19 protein-coding genes and 2 rRNA genes are annotated in these 18,104 nt (G+C 73.1%); 8 read left to right on the top strand and 13 right to left on the bottom strand.

Features of this window, described 5'->3' with window-relative positions:
• A 23S ribosomal RNA gene (locus AKI01S_RS53055) occupies positions 1–110 on the top strand; the annotation flags it as partial.
• 155 nt (positions 111–265) lie between these two features.
• A 5S ribosomal RNA gene (gene rrf / locus AKI01S_RS43550) occupies positions 266–382 on the top strand.
• 120 nt (positions 383–502) lie between these two features.
• Here rrf and AKI01S_RS54780 read toward each other — a convergent pair.
• Positions 503–625, bottom strand: coding sequence for an alpha/beta hydrolase fold domain-containing protein (locus AKI01S_RS54780; RefSeq protein ID WP_369688778.1), 123 nt, complete (start codon positions 623–625; stop codon positions 503–505).
• 293 nt (positions 626–918) lie between these two features.
• On the opposite strand from AKI01S_RS54780, the gene AKI01S_RS43555 reads away from it, so the two are divergent.
• Positions 919–1,500, top strand: a complete 582-nt coding sequence (locus tag AKI01S_RS43555) for a TetR/AcrR family transcriptional regulator (protein WP_067831889.1) — start codon at positions 919–921, stop codon at positions 1,498–1,500.
• 13 nt (positions 1,501–1,513) lie between these two features.
• On the opposite strand, the gene AKI01S_RS43560 is transcribed toward AKI01S_RS43555, so the two are convergent.
• From AKI01S_RS43560 to AKI01S_RS52185, 5 genes are all read right to left on the bottom strand, one after another.
• Complete coding sequence (locus AKI01S_RS43560) at positions 1,514–1,990, bottom strand: nuclear transport factor 2 family protein (RefSeq protein WP_245682031.1); 477 nt, start codon at positions 1,988–1,990, stop codon at positions 1,514–1,516.
• A gap of 69 nt (positions 1,991–2,059) precedes the next feature.
• Entirely contained in the window at positions 2,060–3,031 is a 972-nt protein-coding gene (locus tag AKI01S_RS43565; RefSeq protein WP_067831890.1) for an SRPBCC family protein, read from the bottom strand.
• Between the two features lie 23 nt (positions 3,032–3,054).
• Positions 3,055–3,369: an ArsR/SmtB family transcription factor gene (locus AKI01S_RS43570; protein ID WP_067831892.1), complete on the bottom strand. Its 315-nt coding sequence runs from the start codon at positions 3,367–3,369 to the stop codon at positions 3,055–3,057.
• A gap of 243 nt (positions 3,370–3,612) precedes the next feature.
• The gene (locus AKI01S_RS43575; RefSeq protein WP_067831893.1) at positions 3,613–4,671 is read right to left on the bottom strand and encodes a saccharopine dehydrogenase family protein; all 1,059 of its coding nucleotides are present in this window, start codon (positions 4,669–4,671) and stop codon (positions 3,613–3,615) included.
• Positions 4,668–4,955 carry a DUF1330 domain-containing protein gene (locus AKI01S_RS52185; protein WP_067831895.1) on the bottom strand — a complete coding sequence of 96 codons (288 nt, stop codon included), beginning with the start codon at positions 4,953–4,955 and terminating at the stop codon, positions 4,668–4,670. Before AKI01S_RS52185 ends, AKI01S_RS43575 begins: the two co-directional genes overlap by 4 nt.
• A gap of 132 nt (positions 4,956–5,087) precedes the next feature.
• Here AKI01S_RS52185 and AKI01S_RS43585 point away from each other — a divergent pair, with 132 nt between their 5' ends.
• Both AKI01S_RS43585 and AKI01S_RS43590 read left to right on the top strand, forming a co-directional pair.
• Positions 5,088–5,939 carry a helix-turn-helix domain-containing protein gene (locus tag AKI01S_RS43585; RefSeq protein WP_067831896.1) on the top strand — a complete coding sequence of 284 codons (852 nt, stop codon included), beginning with the start codon at positions 5,088–5,090 and terminating at the stop codon, positions 5,937–5,939.
• Positions 5,940–6,152: 213 nt separating this feature from the next.
• Positions 6,153–6,677 carry an AAA family ATPase gene (locus tag AKI01S_RS43590; RefSeq protein ID WP_067831898.1) on the top strand — a complete coding sequence of 175 codons (525 nt, stop codon included), beginning with the start codon at positions 6,153–6,155 and terminating at the stop codon, positions 6,675–6,677.
• A 3-nt stretch (positions 6,678–6,680) separates the two neighbouring features.
• Here the strand turns inward: AKI01S_RS43590 and AKI01S_RS43595 are convergent, their stop codons facing one another.
• The 5 genes from AKI01S_RS43595 to AKI01S_RS43615 form a co-directional block, all read right to left on the bottom strand.
• The gene (locus tag AKI01S_RS43595; protein ID WP_067831899.1) at positions 6,681–8,333 is read right to left on the bottom strand and encodes a DNA repair helicase XPB; all 1,653 of its coding nucleotides are present in this window, start codon (positions 8,331–8,333) and stop codon (positions 6,681–6,683) included.
• Between the two features lie 94 nt (positions 8,334–8,427).
• Positions 8,428–8,751 carry a hypothetical protein gene (locus tag AKI01S_RS43600; RefSeq protein ID WP_067831901.1) on the bottom strand — a complete coding sequence of 108 codons (324 nt, stop codon included), beginning with the start codon at positions 8,749–8,751 and terminating at the stop codon, positions 8,428–8,430.
• A gap of 75 nt (positions 8,752–8,826) precedes the next feature.
• Entirely contained in the window at positions 8,827–10,383 is a 1,557-nt protein-coding gene (locus tag AKI01S_RS43605) for a vWA domain-containing protein (RefSeq protein ID WP_067831903.1), read from the bottom strand.
• Positions 10,384–10,908: 525 nt separating this feature from the next.
• A complete protein-coding gene (locus AKI01S_RS43610; protein ID WP_067831904.1) occupies positions 10,909–13,299 on the bottom strand; it encodes a helicase-associated domain-containing protein in 2,391 nt (796 codons plus the stop codon).
• A gap of 92 nt (positions 13,300–13,391) precedes the next feature.
• Positions 13,392–14,009, bottom strand: a complete 618-nt coding sequence (locus AKI01S_RS43615) for a TetR/AcrR family transcriptional regulator (RefSeq protein ID WP_067831907.1) — start codon at positions 14,007–14,009, stop codon at positions 13,392–13,394.
• 170 nt (positions 14,010–14,179) lie between these two features.
• Here AKI01S_RS43615 and AKI01S_RS43620 point away from each other — a divergent pair, with 170 nt between their 5' ends.
• Positions 14,180–14,704: a GNAT family N-acetyltransferase gene (locus tag AKI01S_RS43620; protein WP_245682032.1), complete on the top strand. Its 525-nt coding sequence runs from the start codon at positions 14,180–14,182 to the stop codon at positions 14,702–14,704.
• A gap of 58 nt (positions 14,705–14,762) precedes the next feature.
• On the opposite strand, the gene AKI01S_RS53065 is transcribed toward AKI01S_RS43620, so the two are convergent.
• Positions 14,763–15,209, bottom strand: a complete 447-nt coding sequence (locus AKI01S_RS53065; RefSeq protein ID WP_218010048.1) for a hypothetical protein — start codon at positions 15,207–15,209, stop codon at positions 14,763–14,765.
• Positions 15,210–15,485: 276 nt separating this feature from the next.
• Here AKI01S_RS53065 and AKI01S_RS43630 point away from each other — a divergent pair, with 276 nt between their 5' ends.
• On the top strand, positions 15,486–16,154 hold the full coding sequence (locus tag AKI01S_RS43630) for an HAD family hydrolase (RefSeq protein WP_245682033.1): 669 nt from the start codon (positions 15,486–15,488) through the stop codon (positions 16,152–16,154).
• A 204-nt stretch (positions 16,155–16,358) separates the two neighbouring features.
• A complete protein-coding gene (locus tag AKI01S_RS54490; RefSeq protein WP_067831909.1) occupies positions 16,359–16,754 on the top strand; it encodes a cold-shock protein in 396 nt (131 codons plus the stop codon).
• Between the two features lie 62 nt (positions 16,755–16,816).
• Here the strand turns inward: AKI01S_RS54490 and AKI01S_RS52190 are convergent.
• Positions 16,817–18,104, bottom strand: a 1,288-nt coding sequence (locus tag AKI01S_RS52190; RefSeq protein ID WP_067831911.1) for an MFS transporter, incomplete at its 5' end; no start/stop codon positions are given.

Raw genomic sequence — 18,104 nt, forward strand, 5'->3', positions numbered from 1 at the left:
GCCTTGTGTGGGGTAAGGCTCCCAATAGACGATTGGGTTGATAGGCCGGAGATGGAAGCGCGGTAACGTGTGGAGTCGACCGGTACTAATAGGCCGAGTGGCTTGAACACACGATACGTTCAAACCAATCGCAATGGTTTCTGCTGAGTGTTCGCGTCCCTGTGTGGTTCCCAGAAAACAAATCGGGAACCGCTACAATAGAATAACCGAGCCTAGCGTTCGGACGATGAGCTTGCCGCCCCGCTTAGGGGGTGTGCGTTGGTCGTTCGGTGGTTATGGCGAAGGGGAAACACCCGGTCCCATCCCGAACCCGGAAGTTAAGCCCTTCAGCGCCGATGGTACTGCATGGGAGACTGTGTGGGAGAGTAGGACGCCGCCGGACTCATATTAGGAAAGGCCCCGCCGTTACCGGCGGGGCCTTTCCTCATTTCTGGGGAACGGCTCTATGTCATGCTTGAGTGATCCGGAGCGCCGTCGTTTCGCAGTCGTCGGGTGCGGCCGGTCAGGGGTGCTCGGGGGCCAGTCGGTAGTCGACGCTGGCGACCGCGAGGTGGAGGGCGTCTGCGAGTCGGCGGTTGCGCACGTGGCCTCGCGCTCGTCCGCCGGAGGGAACGAAGATCCGCACCGGGACGCGTGCCCCATGGCTTCGGCCATCTCTTCGCGCGTGCTTCCTTCAGCTCCTCCAGGTCCCCGAGGCTGCGACCGGCCGCCCTCGCATCGTTGACCCCCCGGGCTTCGTCGATCTGTTCCGCCGGGAGGTCGGTGAGCAGATCGTTCAGTGCGAATCGCACGCGCCCTCCCTGTCGCTCAAGATCTCGCCCCACGCTGCTGCAGGCGCGTCCGGCGCTGTCCGGTCGTGCGGAGCGGGTGAGGCGGGCCCGGTTGCGGGGTAGACGGAACGTTCTATACAGTCCAGGTATGAGCGATGATCAGATGCCCCCCGCCCGTCGCCGCATCCTGGACGCCGCCGACCGTCTCTTCTACCTCAACGGCATCAACTCCACGGGAGTCGACGCCGTGATCGAGCAGGCGCAGGTGGCGCGCATGACCTTCTACAAGCACTTCGGTGGCAAGGAGGCGTTGATCCTGGCCTATCTCAGCGGCCGGGAGACGCGGTGGCAGACGCTGCTCGAACGGTCCATCGAGCGGGCGGGTGAGGATCCGCGCGCCCGCCTGCTGGCCGTGTTCGACGCGCTGCGTTCCTGGGCGACCTCCGAGACGCGCTTCCGTGGCTGCTCGTTCGTCAACGCCATGGCCGAGCTGGCCGACCCCGACCATTCCGCCCGGGCCGTCATCACCTCGTACAAGGGGGCGCTGCGCGATCGCGTCCTGGAGCTGGCGCGGGAGGCCGGTGCGGCCGATCCGGAGTTGCTCACCGACCAGCTCCTGCTGGTCTACGAGGGGGCCATCTCCAACCATTCGCTGGGGAACGTCGACGACGCGGTCCACAAGGCCCACTTCACCGCCGAGCAGCTCATCGCCGCCGCCGTTCCCGTCTGACGCGAACGCCGCCTTACGCGCCGGTCGAGGGTGTGCAGGCCTCGGTGACGGCGGCGGGGTCCCAGTAGAAGGGGCGGCATTCGAGCATGCGGCCGTCCCTGACGGTGATGAGCTGGAGGATCAGCGCCTCGACCTCGCGGCCGGTGGCGCGGGCACGGAAGCGCACCCGGTTGCGCACCACCACGGTGTTCCCGTCTCCCCAGTGCTCCTGCTCCAGGAACTCCATCGACTCCCAGGTCTCGCTGAAGACGGCCAGGAACCGTTCCATGCCGTCTCGGCCTCGCCAGGCGCCGGTTCCCGTGAACGGCAGGCCCGGCGCCTGGTACAGCACCACTTCCGGGTCCAGGTGGGCGGCGACCTGGTCGTAGTCGGCCTTTCCGTAGCCGCCCGCGGCCACGTACTCCGCCTCGGCGGCGTAGAACCGTTCCATCACCGACCACGCGTCGTTCGGCCGCCGGTCCGCTCGCGCGACCTCCACCGGGGTCTCCACGGTCCTCACCATCCCTCTCATCGGCATCGCCGTGGGGAACCCCGGTCCGGCGGGATCGGTTGCGGAAGGTCAGGAAGTGGTCAGGCGGGCACGGTAGGCGCGTTCGAGGTGGTCGGTCCGTTCGGTGGGCCAGGGGCAGCGGATGTCGCCGTGGAGGGCCGCGAAGAAGAGTTCGAGGTGGGTCTGCCAGGCGGCCAGGGCGGTGGCGCGGCGGTCGGCCAGGTGGGACGGGAGCGTCTGGGTGACGACCAGGCGGGTGCCGATCGGGTCCTGGTGGCGGAGTTCGAAGCGCACCCGGCCCGCCGGGGCGTCGTCGTCCAGCCAGGTGTACTCCAGGGCGGTGCCGGGGCTCGCCTCCGTCACCGGGCCGGGGGTCAGGTAGCCATGGGTGGCCCGGGGCGGCGGGGCCTGTCCGGCGGTGGGTTCGGTGCCCTCGGTGAGCGTGGCCCATACCTCGTGGGGCGGCTGGGTGAGGTCGCGTTCGAAGCGCACCAGGTGGCCGTCGGGGGTCGGGTGGGTCGTGCCCTCGCCCAGGCCGAACGCCTCGACGTAGCGTTCGGCGCGGTCGAGGATCCAGGCCCGGTCGACCTGCGGGTCCGGGGCCCCGTCGAGGCGGGTGGCCAGGGTGTCCAGGCAGACGTCCCAGCCGGGGGCCGTGCGGGCCATCGCCGGGCGGTCGTCCCAGGTGCCCTCGTCGCTCATCGTGTAGGTGAACACCAGCAGGCATCCGGCGCCGTCGGAGGCCAGTTCGAAGCGCAGGACCGAGTCGTGCCACGTGAAGGCGTAGACCTTGGGCGGGTCGTACTCCAGGACGCGGCCCTTGGTGAAGGGGCCGTCGAAGCCGGGGTCGTCCGGGAAGGTGAAGCGGATGGGCGCGCCGACGGCCGGGTCGGTGTGCATGACGGCGGGGAACCAGTGGGTCATCTCGGCGGGGTCGGTGACCACCCTCCACACCTTCTCGGGCGGGTGCGCGAGGCGGCGTTCGAACCGCAGCACCCGCCTGCCGTCGACGGTCTCCAGTGTTCCGAGCTGCCTGTCCATCGGCCTGGCGCCTCCTTGGCGGGTCACGTGTCGTCGGGAAGGGCGTCGAGGCGGCGTTCCAGCCGGTCCAGGCTGTCGCCCCACATCTCGCGGAACGGCGCGAGCCACGCGTCGATCTCGGCGAGCGGGCCGGGGCGCAGCCGGTACCAGCGGCGTTGGGCGTCGCGGCGCACCTCGACCAGCCCGGCCTCGCGCAGCACCTTGAGGTGCTTGGAGACGGTGGGCTGGCTGAGGCCGAGCCGGCCGACCAGCTCGCCCGCCGGGAGCTCGCCCTCGCGCAGGAACTCCAGGATCTGGCGGCGTCGCCGGTCGGCCAGCACCTCGAACGTTGATTCCACTCCAGCAATATAGATGGAATGGAATATAAGAGGCAATGCTTCCCGCGGTCCCCGCCGTGCGGGCTAGGACCTGTTGCGAAGTGGACCCCGGCCACGCACGCGAGCGCGTGACCTGGCCGGCGAGCCCGACGCCGGAGGCGAGGGCCCGCAGGTCAGATCGCGAAGCGATGTCGCGCTCGCCAAGACCTGGTGAGGTGCGAGCCCCCCGGGCGAGCGCCGTAGGCCAGGGCTTTTGAAACACAGCTAGGGAATCCGGTGGCGGATCGGGGGCTCGATGGTCCAGGTCAGGCCGTGGGGGCGAAGGTGGTCGAGGAAGTCGGCCGGGTCGAAGACCTCGGCGGGGGCCAGGGCCCCGGCGAACGCCGGGCCGGCGGCCAGCCTCCGGGTGGCCTCCACGGCGATGACGGCCGTCGTGCCGTACATGTCGCGGGCCTCCAGGACGGCGCGGCATTCCGTGCCGTCCACCGCCCTGGCGTCGATCACCAGGCAGTAGCGGGCCCTGGCCCGGCTCTGCTCCGACGGCCCCTGCCGCGGCGGCATGCTGTCGACGAGCGCCCGGTCGGCGCCGGCGAAGAAGCCGTGGATCCGCGGCGTGGCCAGGCCCTCGGCGTGCCGGGTGCGCACGTGCCGGGGGATCGTCACCGCCGGCGGCAGCGCGAACTTCACCGCCGGTCCCGGTCCGGCGGGCCACGCGACCGAGTCGCGCACGGCCGGCCGGTCGGCGTGGTAGTGCCCGTCGTGCCAGGTGAGACCCCCCGACCGCATGGTGTCGGCGGTGAGGTGGGCCATCTCGACCGTGCCGCGCGACCCCTCGGCGTCGACGGCGTCGAACGCGACGCTGATGGTCTCCAGCTCACCGAGGCCGTCGGCGACCAGATGGCCGAGCAGGTCGCCGGTCAGGCAGTCGTTGTTGGCGGCGGGCAGCACGGTGACCCCGGCGGCCCTGGCGGCGTCGTCGTAGCGGTCGAGCACGCCCTTGATGTAGAGCTCCTCACCCGCGATGTCGACGTAGTGCGCACCGGCGGCGATCGCGGCGCGCACGACGGGTTCGCCGTGCAGCGTGAACGGCGTCGCGCAGTTGATGACGGCGTCGGCGTCCCTGAACGCGGCGGTCAGGGCGTCGTGGTCGGTCAGCTCCGCCACGCGCAGATCGGTCTCGGGGACGTCGAGCGCGTTCGCCACGGCGCGCAGCCGCTCATGGTCGCGGCCCGCCAGTAGTAGGTCGAACCCGCGCCGGAGCGTCTCCGCCGCGACGAGCCGTCCGGCGAACCCCGTGGCCCCGTAGACGGCGATCCGGGTCACAGCGCCTCCACCGCGACGGAACGGCCACGGGAGTGCGCCTGGCGGATCGTCTTCCAGGGCCGGTACTCGGGCGAGTCGAGGTAGGCGCTGATCGCGTCCTTGCTCGGGAACTCCACGATGATCATCTGGTGGGGGGTCCAGCCGCCCTCCAGCGGCCGGGCCTGCGGGTCGAAGGCGATCACCCGGCCGCCGTGCCTCTCCAGGACCGGCAGCGAACCGGCCGTGTACTCGCTCATCCTCGCGGCGTCGGCGGGCTCGATGTCGATCACCATGTACGCGCTCATCTGCTGTCGCTCCCTGGGAAGTGGGTCTCGTGCCGACCACGGTGCCGCCGGGGTCCCGGGGCCGCCAGACCGGCCGTTGCGTACCCCCCGCAGGGTCAGGCTCGCCGCACGCCCGCCGGTCATACTGGGATCATGCAGACCCCGGCGCGGCTCGGCCCCTACCTCCAGGCACGCCGGGCGCGGCTGAGCCCCGAGGACGTGGGACTGACCCGGTACGACGACCGGCGGCGCGTCCCCGGCCTGCGCCGGGAGGAGATCGCCCAGCTCGCCGGGGTGAGCGCCTCCTACTACACCCGGCTGGAGCAGGGGCAGTCCCTGAACGCCTCGGCCGAGGTGCTCGACGCGATCGCCCGCGCGCTCCGCCTGGACCAGCACGAACGCGCCCACCTGCACGACCTGGCCCGTGCCGGGCGGAAGCGCCCGGCCGCCCCGCCGGCGACCGCCGAGCGGATCCTTCCCGCCACCCGCGACCTGCTGCGGGCGATGGGCGACGTGCCGGCCGTCGTCACCGGCCGCCGCGGCGACGTGCTGGGCTGGACCCGGACCGGGCACGCCCTGTTCGCCGGGCACGCGGACTTCACCGCCCCCGAGCGGCCCGACGACCGGCCCAACACCGCCAGGATCGTCTTCCTGGACGCGCACAGCCGCGACCTGTACGTGGACTGGGAGGCCAAGGCGCGCGCGGTGACCGAGCACCTGCGGCTGGTGGCGGGCCGCCACCCGGAGGACCGGGAGCTGGCCGCCCTGATCGGCGACCTGAGCATGAGGAGCCGGGAGTTCGCGGCCCTGTGGTCCGACCACCGGGTGCGCGCCTGCGAGCAGGCCGTCCACGAGCTGCGGCACCCGCTCGTCGGCAGGCTCACCATCACCCAGCAGACGTTCGTGTCCACCCCGGACTCCGAGCAGTCGCTCGTCGTGGCCACCGCCGAGCCGGGCTCCCCGTCCGAGGCCGCGCTGCTCCTGCTCGCGCACGGCACCGGCTGACCTCCGCCCCCGCGACGCGGCGGGGGCTGTTTCGAAGTGGGCCTCAGCCGCCACGCGAGCGCGTGACCTGACCGGCGGGCCCGACGCCGGAGGCGAGGGCCCGCGGGTCAGATCGCGAAGCGATGTCGCGCTCGCCAAGACCTGGTGAGGCGCGAGCCCCCAGGGCGAGCGCCGTAGGCCAGGGCTTTGCGACACAGCCTAGGATGCGGTGGCATGACAGGGGAGGTGCTCGTTCTCACAGGACCGCCGGGGGCGGGGAAGAGCACGGTGGCGCGGCTGCTGGCCGACCGGTTCCCGCTGAGCGTCCACCTGCACACCGACGACTTCTACGGGTACATCAGGCGCGGGCTCGTGTTGCCCTACCTGCCCGAGTCGCGGGCCCAGAACGAGACCGTCATGGGGGTGCTGGCCGGGGCCGCGTTCGGGTACGCGGCCGGCGGCTACTTCGTCGCGTGCGACGGGATCATCGGGCCCTGGTTCGTGGACGCGTTCACGCGGCACGGGACGCCGTTCCACTATGCGATCCTGCGCCCCGACGAGAGGACCGTGCTGGAACGGGCGACCGGACGCGGGGAGGGCGCGCTCACCGACCCCGAGCCGGTCAGGATCATGTACGAGCAGTTCGCCCGGCCCGGGGCCTACGACTCCCACGTCGTGGACTCGACGGCCCTGGACCCGGAGTCCACCGCCGCGCTCGTGCTGGAGCGCCTGGAACGCGGTGACCTCCGGATCGGCTGAACGTCAGAACTCCTCGCCCGCCAGCACCGCGTCGGCGTCCACGATCCGGTACGCGTAGCCCTGCTCGGCCAGGAAGCGCTGCCGGTGCGCGGCGTAGTCCTGGTCGAGGGTGTCGCGGGAGACCACCGCGTAGAAACGGGCCCCCGCGCCGTTGGACTTCGGACGCAGCAGGCGGCCCAGGCGCTGGGCCTCCTCCTGGCGGGAGCCGTAGGCGCCCGAGACCTGGATCGCCACGGTCGCCTCGGGCAGGTCGATGGAGAAGTTGGCGACCTTGGAGACGACCAGCACGTTGATCTCTCCGGCGCGGAACGCGTCGAACAGGCGCTCGCGCTCCTTGACCCGGGTGTCGCCCTTGATGACGGGGGCGTCCAGGGTCGCGCCGAGCTCGTCGAGCTGGTCGATGTACTGGCCGATCACCAGGACCTGCTCGCCCTCGTGCCGCTCGACCAGCGACTCCACCACGCGGGTCTTGGCGTCGGTGGTGGCGCAGAAGCGGTAGCGCTCCTCGGGCTCGGCGGTGGCGTAGGCGAGGCGCTCGGACTCGGCCAGGGTGACGCGGACCTCGACGCAGTCGGCGGGGGCGATCCAGCCCTGCGACTCCATGTCCTTCCACGGCGCGTCGTAGCGCTTGGGCCCGATGAGGGAGAACACGTCGCCCTCGCGGCCGTCCTCGCGGACGAGCGTCGCGGTCAGGCCGAGACGGCGGCGGGCCTGGAGGTCGGCGGTCATCCGGAAGATCGGGGCGGGCAGGAGGTGGACCTCGTCGTAGACCACCAGGCCCCAGTCGCGGGCGTCGAACAGCTCCAGGTGCGGGTAGGCGCCCTTCCGCCGGGTCGTCATGATCTGGTAGGTGGCGATCGTGACCGGGCGGACCTCCTTCTTCGCGCCCGTGTACTCGCCGATCTCGTCCTCGGTGAGGGACGTGCGGCGGATCAGCTCCTGCTTCCACTGGTGCGCCGAGACGGTGTTGGTCACCAGGATCAGCGTGGTCGCCGCCGCGCGGGCCATCGCCGCCGCGCCGACGGTGGTCTTGCCGGAGCCGCAGGGCAGCACGACGACGCCGGACCCGCCGTGCCAGAACGCGTCGGCCGCCTCCCGCTGGTAGGGACGCAGCGTCCAGCCGTCCTCGGCCAGGGCGATCGGGTGCGCCTCACCGTCGACGTACCCGGCCAGGTCCTCGGCGGGCCAGCCCAGCTTGAGCAGCGCCTGCTTCAGCGCGCCGCGCTCGCTGGGGTGCACGACCGCCACATCGTCGGCGACCCGGTCGCCGATCATGCCCTTGACCTTCCGGGACCGCAGGACCTCCTCCAGGACCGCGCGGTCGGAGGACGCCAGCACCAGGCCGTGCGCGGGGTCCTTCTCCAGCCGCAGCCGCCCGTACCGGGCCATCGTGTCGGCCACGTCCACCAGCAGCGCGTGCGGCACCGGGTAGCGCGAGAACCGCAGCAGGGTGTCCACGACCTGCTCGGCGTCGTGCCCGGCGGCACGCGCGTTCCACAGGGCGAGAGGAGTGACGCGGTAGGTGTGGATGTGCTCGGGCGCCCGTTCCAGCTCGGCGAACGGGGCGATCTCCTTGCGGCACGCGTCGGCCAGGTCGTGGTCGACCTCAAGGAGCAGCGTCTTGTCGGACTGGACGATGAGCGGACCGTCGGTCACAGGTGGATGGCCCCCGTCGGCGTTGCGGATCGGATGGGTCCTCGCACGGTACCCGGAGGTACAACGGCGCGGGGCCGTCCGACTCTTCCCGGTCTCAGACGCCGAAGGCCACCATCAGCGTGACGTAGACCACCGCCACCGCCATCGCGGCGCCGAACAGCGCCCAGCTCCACGCCGTCAGGGTGCGCGCCCCGCGCGGATCGCGCGCGGAACGGCTGACCGCCATCGCCGACGTGATGACCGCGGGCAGGGCCAGCACGTTGCAGCAGGCGAAGGTGGCGACGCTGGAGCACACCAGCGCGGCGACCGCCGACCCCGGCGCGGGCGGCGCCGGGGGACCGTAGTAGTACGGGTCGTAGTAGGGGCCGTTGGGGTCGTTGTAGACGTCGTAGGGGTTGTCGGACCACCCGTGGCTCATGGGCCCCTCCTCGTGCCGTCTCCGTGATCAGACCGCGCGGGACGGCGATCGGTTCACCGTCCCGCGCGACCTGTCTCAGAACGGCCAGTCCGCGGCCGCGCCCCGCTCGATGAGCGGGATCATCGCGAATGCCGCGTCCGACAGCCCGCCGAACGTGTGCCGCGTGCCCGCCCCGGACGGGCCGTGGCCGTGCCGGTAGCCGACCAGGTTCCAGGTGTAGACCGGCACCCGCTCCGGGACGGCCTTCGTCGGCTCCTCGCCGTGGTGACCGCCCCAGGCCTGCTCGTCCGTCACGATGACCACCCGGTCGTGGTCCCGGTAGTGCGCGCGGACCGCCGCGGCGGTGTTGGTGCCGCCCAGGTCGCCGAACCGCTCCACGAGCTTCAGCACCGACTCGCCGCGCCGGAACGGCACCCGGGCGTGCCCGGTCCCGAACTGCACGAGCGTGGCGTCCTCGGCCCGCAGCGCCAGCGCCGAGCCGAACACCGCCGCCGCGTCCGCCGAGGTCAGCTCCGAACGCGCCGACATCCGCCCGAACATCGACCCGGACCGGTCCACCAGGACCAGCGTGCGGCCGGGCAGCGCCGGGACGTTGCCCAGCGACGCGTCCAGGGCCTTCTGCAGCGGCCACGCCCAGCGCAGCGACTCCACCGCCCGGTAGGCGGCCAGGTAGCGCATCGGCAGCACCCGCGACCGCGCGACCCGCCCGGGATCGCCCAGCCGCGCCGCGACCCGCTCGGCGACCTCGTCGGACACGCCCGCGCGGTCGAGGTTGCGGAGGTTGCGCAGCAGGGCCAGGTACCCCATCGACGGGATGATCCTCTCCCAGAACGCCGCCAACAGCGGCCCGCCGAGCCAGCCCGCCAGCGACTCCCAGGTCATCCCGGCGTCGGCGAGGACCCGCTCGGCGTCCGGGCGGTCCAGCAGCGCGCGCCGTTCGTCCGGCGGGAGGGCCAGCAGCCGCGCGCGGGCGCGCAGCACCGCCAGCGACTCGGGGATCTCCTCGCCCCGGCCGTGCCGCCGGTCGATGGCGTGCCGGAACAGGTCGCCCTGCGCCGGGGTCTCCGGACGCGGGTGGACCAGCTCGATCACGTCGCCGAACCGGAAGTCGCCGGTGTCGTACTTGACCAGGGAACGTTCGGTGTACAGGCGGCGCACGGCGTCGGCGACGCCCCGCTTCACCGGCGACGGCAGCGAGCGCCCGTAGCGGCCGTGCCAGTAGGCGAGCAGCTCGCCGGGCTCGTCGGCGCGGCGCAGGGCCGCCGCGACGAGCTGCCGGTTGCCGCCGTCCATCTCCGCGCGCAGCCGCGCCATGACGCCCTCGGCGGCGGCGACGACCGAGGCCGAGCGCATCCCGGCGCTGTCGCGCAGCCACCCGACCATGCGGGTCAGCCAGCCGACGTCGGCGAGCGCGACCTCGCCGACCAGGGTGCGGAAGCGCGCGTCGCGGTCGCCCGCGTTCTCATAGAAGGTCCGCTCGCCCACCATGTTCGCGACCGAGAGAAGAAAAAGTTCACTCTTGGTGTCTCGCGCATAACCCGGGGCGCCCTCGTGGGTGCGGGCGCCGGGGGCGCGGCGGGACGTGACGGCGCTGAGCGCGCCGGTCATCCGGGATCGGTTGAACTTGGCCATGGCGGACCTCCAGGGGGACCGTCCGAGGACCCGGCGCCCCGGGGACCGGTTCGTTTTGACGAAGTAACCCGGGGCTGCGCATCGGACAGGGAAAACGGTCCTTTCCGAGAACAGGGCGGCCGGAGTGAACGGCCCCGAAGGGCCGGCAGGACTCGAACCTGATTCGACCGAAGTAACTCCGGCCTGCGCATCGGAAAGGGAAGAAAAAGGGGCGCCCGAGAACTGGGCGGCGGTGGTTTTCAACGCGCCAGATGCTCTACCGATTGAGCTACCGCCTGACGGAGCAGGCGGGCGGGACTCGAACCCGCAACCCTCTGATTAAAGGTGGAAGTAGCCACTGCCTGCGCATCGGGCACCGGAAGTCGTGGGTCAGGCGAGGGGCCGTCTCGGCTTTCGGTGGAGGACGCATATCGGCTCGCCCTGCCGTCGTCGTTGTGGCTTTCGGCGGTTGTTCACCGGGTCCTCCCTTCCTGTCTCGCTGACGTCCCATACGTTGCCCGAGACCCGCCGGAGGGCGCAAGCGAATTAATTCTCGTCGTCGGATATCTCAGCGACGCCGGTGATGCGGTGCAGCGCGAAACGGTGGACGGCGGCGCGGGTGGCGTCGTAGCCGGTGAGGAATCCGCCCTCGACGCGGACGGGTTCGACGATGCGGCTGGAGGACTGGCCCTGCTGGTCGAGGTAACCGATCCACACGCGGGCGCCGCGTTCGACGGCGGAGCGGAGGCGGTCGACGGTCGCGACGGCGGGGGAGCGGGGCGGTTCCCCGGCGGGGGCGTCGGCGCGCAGCCGGGCCTGCTCCTCGCCGTGCCTCTCGGCGAGGCGGGTCGCCTCGTCGCCCGCGCGCAGCGCCCGCACCGCCGCGTTGACCATCGACGGGTCGGTGAACTGCTGGGTGCGGGGCCGGAAGATCTCGGCGGTGGGCGGCGGGTCGGCGCGCTGGGCGTCGGGCCGGGTGACGATCACGCCGCCGCCCGGCGACTCGGCGACCGGGGCCAGGCCGAGGGCGCGCAGGCCCTCCAGCAGCTCGCCGCGCGGCAGCGACGAGCCGAGGACGGTGGGCGCGAGGCGGAACAGCCGCAGCGCGTCGGAGCGCCGGTCGGCCAGGATCTCGTCGAGCGTCCCGGGGGAGTCGGTGCGCACGTACGACGACAGCGCGCCCACCCGCAGGTGGCCGTGGCGGCGGGCGACGTCCTCGATCAGGTAGGTGAGGGGCTGCGGCAGCGGCGTGGCCGAGTGCCGGGCCAGCAGCGCCGTCAGCTCGTCGGCGCCGCGCCCGGCGTCCAGGGCGCGGCGCACCGAGCCGGGGGTGAAGCGGTACACGGTCGCGCCGCCGGTGGACTCCACGTCGGCGGCCAGCGCCAGCTCGCGGGCCAGGTCGGTAACCAGTGGGCCGGGGGCGACGGCGGTCAGGTCCGCCTGGATGAGGATCTTGTCGACGGGGGCGGGCAGGTGCTTGTCCAGGCCGGGTTCGGGGTCGCCGCCGTCGAGCAGGTCGCGGGCGTAGGGGGCCAGCACGCCGAAGCCGGTGACGCCGAGGGCGGCGGCCTCGCGCAGCGTCCAGTCGACGAGGCGGTCGCGCAGCGGGTTGGCGCGGCGGGGCTGGAGCCAGTGCAGGCGGGTGCGCACCGCCTCGGCGTCCACCGCCAGGCCGGGCTCGGCGGCGGCGAGCACGTCCAGGACGGCGCGGCGGGCGGCGGGGGCGGAGGGCCGCACGACGGCCTCGCTGAGGGCGTTGACGAGCCGGTCGCGGTCGTCGCGCTCCCCGGCCAGGCCGGGCGCGCGGTCGGTGCGCAGCCAGCCGCGCGCCAGCTCGACCCAGCGTCCGGCGGTGTCGCGGCGCAGCCACAGGTCGTAGGCGGGGGTCGGCAGCCACTCGCCGTCCAGGTCGCCGCTGCGGGTGAGCAGGCCCGCCGCGTAGGCGGTCTCGGCGAGCAGGACGGCCTTCCACTCCTCGACGTCCAGCAGCGTCGCGGTGGCGCGCAGGTCGCGGACCGCCAGGCCGCCGCTGCGCAGCACCGGCGGCGGCTCCAGGCCCCAGTGCTCCAGCAGCTCCTCGACCAGGCGGACGAACGTCAGCGCCTCCCCGGCCGCCGCCCGCACGGCCAGGTCCGCGCGGTCGGGGGCGCGGCCCCCGGTGAGCGGCGGCGGCTCCGGCGTCAGGTCCCGGAACAGCACCCCCTCGCGCAGGTGCAGGGCGACCTCGCGGGGCAGGGTGACGGTCCGGTCGTCCTCGGCGGCCAGCAGGCCGCGCGCCAGGAGGCGTTCGATGGGGCTGGCGGCGGTCGCGACGCTGACGGGGCGGCGGGCGTCGCCGACCCGGCCGACCGGCGGGCCCCACGCCAGCTGCTCCAGCGCGGCGCGGGCCTCGGGGCCCGCGTCGTCGATCAGCGGGCCGGGCTCGGCGAGCAGGTCGCCCAGCCGGTCCAGCAGCCGGGCGGTGTCGGGGAAGCCGCGTTGCTCCTCGCCGGTCAGGTCGGCGACCAGGGCGGCGAGGCGTTCGGCGGGGTAGGTCGCGAACACCTCCCGCGCCGGAGGTCCCAGCCCGGCCGGGTACGCGAACGCCTGCCGCACGCCCGGCGCGGGCCGCAGCCTGCCCTTGCGCGGGTCCCAGGCCAGGGCGTGCCGCAGCAGCGTCGCGACCGCCGCGTTCACCGGTTTGCGCGGCGTCCGCAGGGCGGTGGCCAGGGCGGTGGCGGTGACGTCCCGGGGCAGCACCAGCAGCGCCTCCAGCACCGCCAGCGTGAACCGGTCCAGCCGGTCCAGCGTGCGGGAGACCGCGGCGGGCGTGGTGGCGCGGGCGGCCAGCGCGGCCAGGTCCGCCGGCACCGGCGCGATCAGTTCCGGCCGCGCGGTCAGCAGCGCGCGCAACGCGTCGTCGTCGCGGGCGCGCAGCCAGTCCGCGTAGCTTTCCACGGGATGTCACTCTTCCACGGGTGGGGTGCCCGCACGCTCCGGACCTGCGGCCCTGCGGTCCGCCGCCCCGCCGTGGGCGGGGCGGGCCCGGGTCAGGAGGCGGGCGAGCGGTCCAGGTTCATCAGGCCGAGGCCCAGCCGCGCCCAGGAGGCCACGAAGCGCTTCTCGTCGATGCGGGTCGGCGGCTCGTACATGGACTCGTTGGCGAGCCAGTAGTTGACGACCGCGCCGCCGAGGATGGAGGCGACGGCGGCCCAGTCCTCGTCCTGCTCCGCGAACTCCGGCTGCGCCGCCAGCCAGGTGGCGATCGAGTCGTAGAGCGGGTTGACGATGCCCTCGCGGACCTCGGCCACCAGGTGGGGGAACTGGTCCAGGTCGCGGAACAGCACCCGGATCAGGTCCTGCTCCTCGCGCATCTTGGCCAGCCCGGCCTGGCAGGTCATCCGCAGCCGGACCTCCAGCGGCCGGTCCTCGTAGACCGAGGCGTGCTCCAGCACCTGGCTGATCTGCTTGCGGGTGCGTTCGATGTGTTCGCGGATGGCGGAGGCCAGCACCTCCTCCTTGGAACGGAAGTGCCGGTACAGCCCGCCGGCCCCCGGGGACAGACCGGACGCGGCCTCGATCTCGGCGACCGACGTGGCGGCGTAGCCCCGGTCGGCGAACAGACGGAGCGACTCGGCCACGATCCGCTCGCGCGTAGATGTCGTCATGGTGATGTGATCCTCCGTAAGAACAGTACGGCATCGTTGCCGGGCGTACCGCGTCGCGCGGCCGGTCCGACCGAAAACGTGATCCGGCTCGCCCCGGCTCCGGGCCGGACTAGGGTGGTTGACTTCGCATCCCCTCGTGTCGAGAGGGGCCCGTCACCGGAAGGGTCGAGATGGCTGTGCCCGCTCGGGCTGTGCCCGGCCGGACGTCCGCCCGGCAGACCGGCCGGAGGTCCGCCCGGGAGTTCGTGCCGGCGGACTTCGTGGTGCCGACGCTGGTCGCCGGTCCGCGCTTCCAGATCCGCCCGATCACCGTGCACGACGTGGTGAAGGACTACGGCGCGGTCATCGGGAGCCTGGAGCGGCTGCGGGGGCGGTTCGGTCCCGAATGGGGATGGCCGGACACCGAGTTCACCTTCGAGCAGGCGCTGATCGACGTGGCGTGGCTCCAGAAGGAGGGGCAGCTGCGGCGGTCGTTCAGCTACGTGGTGACCAGCCCGGACGGCGAGCAGCAGTACGGGCGCATCCATGTGGCGCCGTCCGACGACCCGGGCGCCGACGCGTGCGTGGTGTTCTGGGTGCGCGACGACCAGGCGGGGACGTCGCTGGAGCGTGAGCTCGGGGACTTCGTGGAGGAATGGGTCACCACGGCGTGGCCGTTCGAGGTCGTGCGCTTCCCCGGCCGCGACGAGGGGTGACGGCGGCCGGTGTCGTGGCCGGTGTCGTGGCCGGTGCGCGCGCGGGTCGGTGGCGGGGTCAGGCCGCCCGCCGGATGAGCGCGACGACGATGCGGCCGATCACCAGGTAGACCACGGCGGCCAGGCCGTAGTTGACCGCGACGGAGACCTTGGGGTCCTCCGGTTCGAAGACGTCCTTGAACTGCCAGGCCAGGTCCCGCGCGCGGTCGCCGACCCAGGCGACCAGCTCGTTGCCGGTGTTGGCCTCGAACACCGCGAACAGGATGTGCACCGCGAGGATCAGCACGACGACCGTGGTGATGATCGAGACCAGCGCGGCCAGCAGGCCGACCGCCTGCCGCCGGGCCGTGCGCAGGCCGGGGCCGCGCGGCGTCCACCGCCGCGCCCCGGCGCGGGGCTCCCGGTGGGTGCCGCCGGTGCGGCCGGGTTCGCCGGGTTCGGTGCGGGTGGTGCCGCCCGCCACCGGCTTGTCCGCAGAGGTCCTGCTCGGGTCCTTGTCGACCATGTCGCCCTCTTTTGATGTTCGATGGAGCTTTTGAGCCTCGCGTTTTGCCTGGTCAACGGGTTCGCGGGGGGTCGCGGGGGTATATCCCGACCAGGAACGACCGGGCGGAACACACCGGACGTTCCGCGTGGGAAGCCCGCGCTCTCCTACTCGGATCCCGTCGCATCGCCACTACCAGGAGAGCGCGGGTCCACGCGTTCGTCAGCCCCGCGGCGGTGGCCGGGGGCGGCCTGGGGCGGCACGTGTCCGCATATCCCTCCCTTTACCCTGTGGAGCGTGCTGGATCACGATGCCCCCGAATTCTCCGTCGGTTTCGACCTCGACCTGACGCTCGCCGACACCCGCAACGCCATCGGCGCGGTGTACGCGAGGCTGGCCGAGGAGACCGGCGTTCCCATCGACGTCGGCCAGGTGGTGGCGCGGATCGGCCCGCCGCTGGAGGTCGAGCTGGCGTACTGGTTCCCGCCCGCGCGCGTCCCCGAGATGGCCGACCGGTACCGGGCGCTGTACCCCGACATCGCGATCCCGGCGACCGTCGCGATGCCCGGGGCCGCCGAGGCGCTGGAGGCCGTGCGGGCGCGCGGCGCCGGGGTCGTGGTGGTGTCCGGGAAGAACCAGCGCGACACCGAGCGGACCGTGCGGTACCTGGGGCTGCCGGTGGACGTGGCGGTCGGCGGGCTGTTCGGGTCCGACAAGGGCCGGGCGCTGCGCGACCACGGGGTCCGGGCCTACGTGGGCGACCACACCGGCGACGTGGACGCCGCCCGCGCGGGCGGGGCGGTCGCGGTGGGGGTCGCGACGGGGATGTACGGCGCGGCGGAGCTGACCGCCTACGGGGCCGACGTGGTGCTGCCGGACCTGCTGGCGTTCCCCGGCTGGCTGACCGGATGGCTGAATCCGGCCGTTGTCGGGGACGGTGCGCCCGGTGGAATCGGCGTCGGCTGAACGGCGCCGCCGCCCCGCTGAAGATCACTTGTCACCTGCGGATCTCGGCGCCGGGGCGATATTCGGATGACCCCGGCGGGAGTCGCCGATAGCTTCTGTCCGTTGGCTCGCAGGGGTCGCGGGACGTCGCTGCTGTTCTCGGTGCCGCGCGGCGTGGCGCTAATCTTTAGGCCAATTCAGGACGAGAAATAAACGAGGTCTCCGGTGCCCACTGGCAAGGTCAAGTGGTACGACGCCGACAAGGGATTCGGCTTTCTCACCCGCGACGACGGGGGTGAGGTCTTCGTGCACTCCTCGGCGCTGCCGGGGGGTGTGAGCACGCTGAAGCCCGGTCAGCGGGTGGAGTTCGGCGTGGTCGAGGGGCGGCGCGGGCAGCAGGCGCTGTCGGTGCGGACCCTTGAGACGCTGCCGTCGGTGGAGAAGACCATCGCCAAGCAGAAGCGCAAGAAGCCCGACGAGATGGTCGTGATCACCGAGGATCTGATCAAGGTGCTGGAGCACGCCTCGGAGATCTACCGGCGCGGCAAGCACCCCTCCTCGGTCGAGTCCAAGAAGATCGCCACACTGCTGCGGGCGCTCGCCGACCAGCTGTCCCTGTAGAACGCGCGCGACCGGCCCGGGACCCCGCGGTCCCGGGCCGGTCGTCGTTTCCGGGCGCGGGCTCAGGCGGGCGCGCGGGTCGTCGCCGGGTCCCGGCGGCGACGGCGGGCGACGGCCGCGCTGCGCACCAGCAGCAGCGCCAGGGACACCGCCAGCGCCACCGCCATGATCACCATGGTGACGGGGCCGCCCGCCACGACCGACACCGCGAGCCCCAGCAGCCCGCCGGCCACCCAGACGAGCTGGTGCAGCGTCTCCGACACCGCGAACGTCGACGACCGCACCTCCTCGCCGATCTCGCGCTGCACGACGGCGTCGGTGGCGAGCTTGCCCAGGGACTGGCCGACCCCGGCCGCCACCGCGACCGCCAGCACCGTCCACAGCCCGTAGAACAGCGCCGCCGCCACCGTCACGGCCGTCACCGCCGCCAGCGTCCCGAACATGATCAGCCGTGGGGCGCGGTCCTTCATGCCGACGCCGACCGCCGTCCCCAGCAGCCCGCCCGCGCCCGCCCCGCCGACCAGCAGCGCCAGCGCGAGGGTGCCCGACAGGCCCGCCACGCCGTCCTCGCGCAGCAGGAACGCCAGGTACAGCACCAGGAACCCGGAGAACGTCCGCAGCACCCCGCTGGCGGCCAGCGCCTCGGCGACGACCGGGCCGACGCGGGGCAGCGTCCGCCACCGGGGCGTCTCGGTCTCGCCGGGCTGCTGCTCGTCGGGCACGTCGACGCGGCCCGGCAGCCGCATCGTGAAGACCACGCCCAGCAGGAACACCACCGTCGTGATCCGCAGCAGCCAGTCCGGGCCGAGCAGATGGTTGACGCCCGCGCCGACCGGCACCACCGCCGTCGCGGTGAGCAGCCCGGCGAACGCGACCCGGCCGTTGGCGGTGACGAGCGTGACGCCCTCGGGCAGCACGCGGGGCGTGACCGCCGCGCGCAGCACCCCGAACGCCTTCGACAGCACCAGCACCCCGAACGCGGCGGGCAGCAGCGTCACCACGTCCCCGTGCACCACCGCGCCCGCCATGCCCCAGCACAGCAGCCCGCGCGCGGCGAACGCCCCGGCCACCGCGTACCGGCGGGCGTGCCGCATCCGGTCCAGCACCGGGCCGATCAACGGCGCGACCAGCGCGAACGGGGCCATCGTCACCAGCAGGTACAGCGCCACCTGGCCGCGCGCCTGGTTGACGTCCAGCCCGAAGAACAGCGTTCCGGCCAGGGCGACCGCCACCAGCGCGTCGCCGGCGGCGTTCAGCGACGCCGTCTCGATCAGCGCGCCGAGGCCGCTGCGTCCCGCTCCGCCCGCGTTCGCGGCGCGGCGCGCCAGCCGGCCCGCGCCCCGCGCCGCC

Origin of the sequence: Actinomadura kijaniata NBRC 14229 (genome assembly GCF_001552175.1) — a bacterium.
In the GTDB taxonomy this organism is placed as follows: Bacteria; Actinomycetota; Actinomycetes; order Streptosporangiales; family Streptosporangiaceae; genus Spirillospora; species Spirillospora kijaniata.